The sequence below is a fragment of the Nonomuraea zeae genome, from assembly GCF_005889725.1.
Taxonomy (GTDB): Bacteria; Actinomycetota; Actinomycetes; order Streptosporangiales; family Streptosporangiaceae; genus Nonomuraea; species Nonomuraea zeae.
This window is the reverse complement of record NZ_VCKX01000061.1, coordinates 43492-49754: the sequence shown is the minus strand read 5'-3', so window position 1 is coordinate 49754 and position 6263 is coordinate 43492. Positions and strand designations below refer to the sequence as shown.

The 6263-nt window shown below is 72.5% G+C and carries 7 protein-coding genes; 4 read left to right on the top strand and 3 right to left on the bottom strand.

Going from position 1 to position 6263, the window contains the following annotated elements:
- Both ETD85_RS21070 and ETD85_RS21065 read right to left on the bottom strand, forming a co-directional pair.
- Positions 1-729: acylphosphatase (locus ETD85_RS21070; RefSeq protein ID WP_138691464.1), on the bottom strand; the 729-nt coding region annotated here is incomplete at its 3' end.
- 69 nt (positions 730-798) lie between these two features.
- Positions 799-1506, bottom strand: a complete 708-nt coding sequence (locus ETD85_RS21065) for an SDR family NAD(P)-dependent oxidoreductase (RefSeq protein WP_138691463.1) — start codon at positions 1504-1506, stop codon at positions 799-801.
- 101 nt (positions 1507-1607) lie between these two features.
- Here ETD85_RS21065 and ETD85_RS21060 point away from each other — a divergent pair, with 101 nt between their 5' ends.
- The 3 genes from ETD85_RS21060 (at position 1608) to ETD85_RS21050 (ending at position 3933) form a co-directional block, all read left to right on the top strand.
- Positions 1608-2471 carry a helix-turn-helix transcriptional regulator gene (locus tag ETD85_RS21060; RefSeq protein ID WP_138691462.1) on the top strand — a complete coding sequence of 288 codons (864 nt, stop codon included), beginning with the start codon at positions 1608-1610 and terminating at the stop codon, positions 2469-2471.
- 171 nt (positions 2472-2642) lie between these two features.
- On the top strand, positions 2643-3020 hold the full coding sequence (locus tag ETD85_RS21055) for a hypothetical protein (protein WP_138691461.1): 378 nt from the start codon (positions 2643-2645) through the stop codon (positions 3018-3020).
- A 571-nt stretch (positions 3021-3591) separates the two neighbouring features.
- A complete protein-coding gene (locus ETD85_RS21050) occupies positions 3592-3933 on the top strand; it encodes a TraR/DksA family transcriptional regulator (protein ID WP_138691460.1) in 342 nt (113 codons plus the stop codon).
- A gap of 135 nt (positions 3934-4068) precedes the next feature.
- Here ETD85_RS21050 and ETD85_RS21045 read toward each other — a convergent pair whose 3' ends face one another.
- Complete coding sequence (locus tag ETD85_RS21045) at positions 4069-5193, bottom strand: DUF418 domain-containing protein (RefSeq protein WP_138691459.1); 1125 nt, start codon at positions 5191-5193, stop codon at positions 4069-4071.
- A 252-nt stretch (positions 5194-5445) separates the two neighbouring features.
- On the opposite strand from ETD85_RS21045, the gene ETD85_RS21040 reads away from it, so the two are divergent.
- Positions 5446-6159 carry a GbsR/MarR family transcriptional regulator gene (locus ETD85_RS21040; RefSeq protein ID WP_138691458.1) on the top strand — a complete coding sequence of 238 codons (714 nt, stop codon included), beginning with the start codon at positions 5446-5448 and terminating at the stop codon, positions 6157-6159.
- Positions 6160-6263: the final 104 nt, after the last annotated feature.

Genomic DNA, 6263 nt, shown 5'->3' with positions numbered 1-6263 from the left:
AGATGGGTATAAGAGACAGGCCCCGGCCGCCCCGGCCACCGGGTCATCACCCGCAGCCGTCCCGACCTCCGCCCCGGCCACCGGATCAGCACCCGCCGCAAGCCTGAGCTGCACCCCAGCCAGTGGATCAGCACCCGCCGTCGGCCCGGCGTTCGGGACGACCAGCCGGAGCCGGGGGCCGCATGCGGGGCAGCAAATGGGCTGGGCGTGGAAGCGCCGATCGGCCGGATCGTCGTATTCGGCGCGGCAGCCGGCGCACATCGCGAACCCCGCCATCGTGGTCAGCGGCCGGTCGTACGGCATCGCGCGCACGATCGTGAGCCTCGGACCGCAGTTGACGCAGTTGACGAAGGGGTAGCGGTACCGCCGGTCAGCCGGGTCGGCCAGCTCGGCCAGGCAGTCGGCGCAGGTCGCGACGTCGGGCGACACCATCGTGCGGGACACGCCCGACGGGTCGCTCGGCACGATCGCGAACCCCGTACCGGCCTGGGCCGTGCGGGTGCCGGAGGTGACGGTCACCCGTTCGATGGCGGCCAGCGGGGGCGCGTCGCGTTCCAGCCGCGACAGGAACTCCGCGATCTGGCCCCGGCCGCCCTCCAGCTCGATGAAGACGCCGTGCGCGTCGTTGCCGACCCGCCCCGCCAGCCCCAGCCTCGTGGCCAGCCCGTGCACGAACGGCCGGAACCCCACGCCCTGAACGACGCCCTCGACCCGGGCACGTACCCCCATCGGGCCAGTCTGCAACGAATTACGGCCGGACTGAATCACCCGGGCCGACGCGCCGCCACCGGCGCGCCGTTACCAGGGAAGGGTGCCCGCCGCGTCGAAGTAGCCGCCGGTCGGCCCGTCCGGGCTCACCCTCGCCATCCGGACGATGATCTCCGCCCCCTCCTCGACCGTCTGCGTGCCCGTGTTCCCGTTCAGGTCCGTCGCGGTGTAGCCGGGCTCCACGGCGTTGATCCGCATGCCGGGGAACGCCTTGGCGTACTGCACGGTGAGCATGTTGACCGCGACCTTCGACGCCGGATAGGCGACCCCCGGATAGGCGTACGTCGGCGTGCCCTCCGCGGTGACCCGCGCCATCGAGCCCAGGCCGCTGCTCAAGTTCACTATGACCGGGGCGGCCGAGCGCCGCAGCAGCGGCAGGAACGCATGGGTGACGCGGACGATGCCGAAGACGTTCGTCTCGAAGATCGTCCGCATCATGCCGGCGGTCAGGTCGGCGGCACCGATCACCGCTCCTTCCTGCGTCCTTCCTTCGATGCCGGCATTGTTGACCAGCACGTCCAGCCCCCCGTCGGCCTCGATGGTCTTCGCCGCCGCCGCGACGGAGGCGTCGTCGGTAACGTCGATGAGGACCATCCGGGCGCCCAGCTTCTCGGCGGCGCGGCGCCCGCGTCCGGCGTCCCGGCTGCCGACGTAGACGGTGTGGCCCGCTGCGACGAGCCGGCGGGCGGTCTCGAAGCCGAGACCCTTGTTCGCTCCGGTGATCAGTGTTGTCGTCATGTCTCCAGGATTCGCCGGGGCGGTGCGGCCAGCCAGTCGTACGAGCTTCCTGGGACTGCCCGTACCAGGCAGAATGCCGGCCGCCAGGGCAGACTGGGAGCATGGCGACGACGGAGTTCGGGCAGGCGTTGCGCCGCTGGCGTGACCGGGTCCCGCCGGAGGCCGCGGGCCTGCCGTCCGGCGGCCAGCGGCGTGCCGCGGGGCTGCGCCGCGAGGAGCTGGGCCTGCTGGCCGGGATCTCCGTCGACTACGTCACCCGCCTGGAGCAGGGCCGTGCGGCCAACCCCTCGGCCCAGGTCGTTGAAGCTCTGGCCAGGGCGCTGCGGTTGTCGGGGGCCGAGCGCGCGCACCTGTTCAGGCTGGCCGGGCTGGCGCCGCCGGGGCCGGAGACGGTGCCCGCCTACCTCACGTCCAGCGTCCAGCGGCTCCTGGACCGGCTATCGGGCACGCCCGTCGCGGTCTACGACGCTTCCTGGACGCTGCTCGTGGCCAATCGGCCGTACGCGGCGCTGATGGGCGATCCGTCCGGGTGGCGCGGCAACCAGCGCAACGGTGTGTGGCGGCATTTTCTCGGCTCGGGGGGCCGGGTCAGGCACACGACGCAGTCCCAGCCGGTTTTCGAGGCCGCGCTGGTCGCCGACCTGCGCACGGCCTCCGGGCGGTATCCGGCCGACCAGGGGCTCCGGCGCCTGATCGCGGAGCTGCGCGCGGGCAGCGACCGGTTCGCCGAGCTTTGGGACTCCGGCGCGGTCGGGCGTCACGAGGCGGCTCGCAAGACCATCGACCATCCGCAGGCCGGGGCTCTGACGCTGGACTGCGACGTGCTCACCGTGGCGGGCAGCGACCTGCGGATCATGATCTACACGGCCGAGCCCGGCACCGAGGACGCCGAGCGCCTCTCCCTGATCACCGTGCTCGGCACCCAGACGCTCGTCGAGCAGCCCCGGGGTAACCGGTCCGCATGAGGGCCCAGCGAGCATGCGGGCCTGGCCGGCGCGCTTCGACCCAGCCCCAGTACGAGGCGCAGCCGGTCAGGGGGCCCAGCCGGTCGGCGGAGGCAGCCTGTCAGGGGGCCCAGCCGGTCGGCGGGCGCAGCCGATCTGCCTTTTCGCGCGGTCTGGGCTATGGTCGGCCGTATGACGGGACCGTGGGGCACACCACGCGGGTCCATCGCGCGTACCGGCGTGATGGGCCTGGTCCTGCTGTCCTTGTTGCTGGCCGCCTGCAGCTACGCCCGCTACGGCGGCTCCGCCGCCGCCCACCCGTCCGCGTTCGGTTCCGGCCAGGCGTGGAGTCTGGGCGCGTGGGACGCGCAGCTGTCGGGCCTGCCGCCGCAGACCGGCGGCGCACGCGAGCATCACGTCCTGTCGCTCTGGCCGCCGCTGCGTGGTGAGCGGCAGGACGAGGCCCGGCTCGCGCTGCTGCCGGCGCCGGGCCTGGGCGCGGAGCAGGTCCGCGATCCCCAGCAGTTCGCGCACCACGCCTCGGGGTCGCGCAGCCCGCCGCTGAGCTGACCGACTCCTTTCGCCGATCCGCCGTCCCCGTACGCTCCCGCGCCACGGGGATCCGGCCATGCGCGCCCGAACCGGACCGCCCGGCCTGACGCCGCATCGGACCGCCCGGCCTGACGCCGAATCGGACCGCCCGGCTTGCCGGCCCACCGGCACCGCCCACGCAGGGCTGCCGCACGACCGGCCACGGCACCGCCGTATCGCGGCCATGGCCGACGGCAGGTGGCGGCATGCGCGCCACCTGGACCGCCTTGACGGCTCAAGCCGCCCTGACGGTACAAGCCGCCCTGGTGATCAAGCCGCTCTGACGGCCGGGACTCTCCTGACGGGTTCAGGCCACCAGGCGGGTTCAGGCCGCCTGCCGGTTCAGGCTGCCAGCCGACCCGGGGTGCTCTCGCGGATCAGGCTGCCCCTGACGCGCGGGCAGCCCGCACCGTCCAGGGCAACCCACACCGCTCGGGGCCGGGCACACCGCCTGGGCTGCCAGTACGACTTCGGCCGCCCGCTTGACCGCGTACGGCCGCTGCGCCGTACCCGTACCCCACTTCTCTCACTTGCGAAAAGGACCTTCCCGATGACCGACACCCGCGGAACCCCGCACCTCAGCACCGTCCAGTTGCAGACGCTGCGCCAGGACCTCCAGGAGCAGCTCGAACGGCGCAGCCGCCAGCTGCTCAACCTCCAGGCCGCGGCGCAGGACGGCAGCGGCGCCGACGGCACCTGGCAGGAGCTGCTCGCCTCCCTCACCACCGCCGACCGCGCCATCGCCGACCTCGCCGGGGCGCTGGACCGGCTGGCGACCGGCGAGTACGGCCGCTGCGCCCACTGCCTGGCAGGCATCCCGTTCGACCGGCTCAAGATCCGGCCGCTCGCCCGCTACTGCATCAACTGCCAGCGCCGCAACGAAGCCGCCTGACGTAGCGCAACGGGGAGCGGCCGGGGATCGGATCCGGCCGCCCCCCAGCCCGCACCTCCCGCACCGGAGGCGGGACAAGCGCGGTGGCCCCGCCGAACCCGGCACCCCGGAGCCGCGGCTCCTCGGTGCCGGAGCTCAGCGGCGTCCGTACGACAGCCTGCGCAGCAGCACCTCGGCCGGTCCGCGGTAGCCCGCCACCCGCATCCAGTCAGCCAGCAGGAGCGACAGCAGCCACACCCCCACGGCGATCCCCGAGGTGGCGGCGAAACCCACGTCCCCGCTCAGATCCAGCGTGAACGGGTAGAACAGCACCATCCACAGCACCGCCTGGAACAGGTAGAACGTCAAGGACCGCTGCCCCAGCGCGGCGAGCGCCGTGGTGAGGCGCCCGCTGCGCGCCCTGATCGCGACCAGCCCGACGGCCGCCGCCAGGGCGATGCCGCCCACATACCCGGTCAGGTCGTGTGCGACGGCGACCGCCCAGCCCGCAGAGGTAGAAGGGATCGTCCAGGCGCCGGCCGCCAGCAGCGCCGCGGGGAGCCTGCCGGCGACGGCGACGGCGAGCCCGATCACGGTGACGCGCCGCAGCAGTGACACGTGCCGCTCCGGCTCGTCGAGGATCCTGCGCCTGGCGGCCCAGATGCCAAGCAGCATGCCCGGTACGACCATGATGGTGGACAGGACGGTCTCGACCGGCCAGGACGGGATGCTCGCGACAAGGTGGGCGCCGAAGGTCGGCTCCATGAACTCAGCCATGGTGACGGGGTTCGCCTGGGCGGCCACGCTCTGCCAGGCCAGCAGCAGGGTCGCGGGCACGAGTGTCAGCACGCTCGTCCACAGCAGCACCGAGTCACGCGCCCGTACGAGCGGGGCCAGCACCAGCAGCGTCAGCCCGTAGACGGCGATGACGTCGATTGGCACGAGCAGCACGGTGTTGGCGAAGCCGATCGCGATCAGCCACCATGCCCTGCGCCGCAGCAGCTTCCTGGTCGAGGGCCAGTCGCCGCCCCTGGCCTCCTGCCGGTGGGCGAGCTGGCCGAGGCCGTAGCCGAACAGGAACACGAACATGTCGCGGGCCTGGTTGTCGGCGAGCAGGGACTTGACGAACTTCGCGGCGGTGTCGAGCGCGGCGGGCCCCGCGCTCCAGTCGCCGGCGAACGCGGGCGCGTGCGCCAGGGCGATCAGCAGCAGCATGAGGCCGCGCGCCAGGTCCGGCGCGAGCGATCGCGCCGTCACGCTGGTGGGCGCTGTGAGGGTCATGTCGGTTCCTTCCGAACGTCGGGACATGCATGCGCCCGAACGAGATAGTACGCGTTCAACACTCAGTAAAAGCTACTTTGCCTTCATCAATTCGTCAACGCGTGGACCAGACGAAAATCCAGCCAAAAGCGCAGGTCACTTGCAATAGGCTTGACATCAAATGCAATAACGATCAATGGGACTTGCAATGGAATGGCGGCGAACGCAATACTGTTCATCGACACGGCAGGAATCAGCAGGAGGCGGGGCCCGATGCCGGGAGGCAGGCTCACATACCAGGACCGATGCGACATCGCCGACGGCCTGGCCGAAGGGCTGACGTACACCGAGATCGCCCAGCGCCTGCACCGGCCGATCTCGACCGTCAGCCGGGAGATCACCCGCAACGGCGGCACGGAGGGTTACCAGGCCGAGCGAGCCCATCGGGCGACCGAAGGCCGCGCCCGGCGCCGCCGCAAACCGGCCTCGGCCCCGGCGCAGCAGCGGGCCGACGCGCACGGGCGCGACCCCGAGGCGGTGCACGACCTGGAAGAGCAGTTCACCGCCGCGATGGTCACGACCGGGCTGTCGCGCATGACCGCCCGGGTGCTGACCTCCCTCTACACCACCGACAGCGGCAGCTTCACCGCGGCCGAGCTCACCGAACGCCTCCAGGTCAGCCCGGCGTCCATCTCCAAGGCCATCGGCGAGCTGGAGCAGCAGGAGCTGATCCGGCGCGAGCGCGACCCCCGCAGCCGGCGCGACCGGTACGCGATCGACGCGGACGTCTGGTTCCGGGCCTGGCTGACCAGCGCCCGGCAGAACGTCATGCTGGCCGAGACCGCCCGCAGCGGAGCCGCGACCCTCGGCGCCACCACCCCCGCCGGCGCCCGGCTGGCGGAGGTGAGCGAGTTCTTCGAGCACGTCGGTAACCTCATGATCGAGGCCGCCGAGAACTGGCGTTCCACCCGCCCCGGCCCAAGCTGACGACACGGCCCGGTCCGGCTGACGCCAGGCTCGGGCCCCGGCTGACGCCAGGCCCGGAGCGACGGCGGCGGCGCCTTACGACCTTGGTGCCGGGCAGCGGGCGG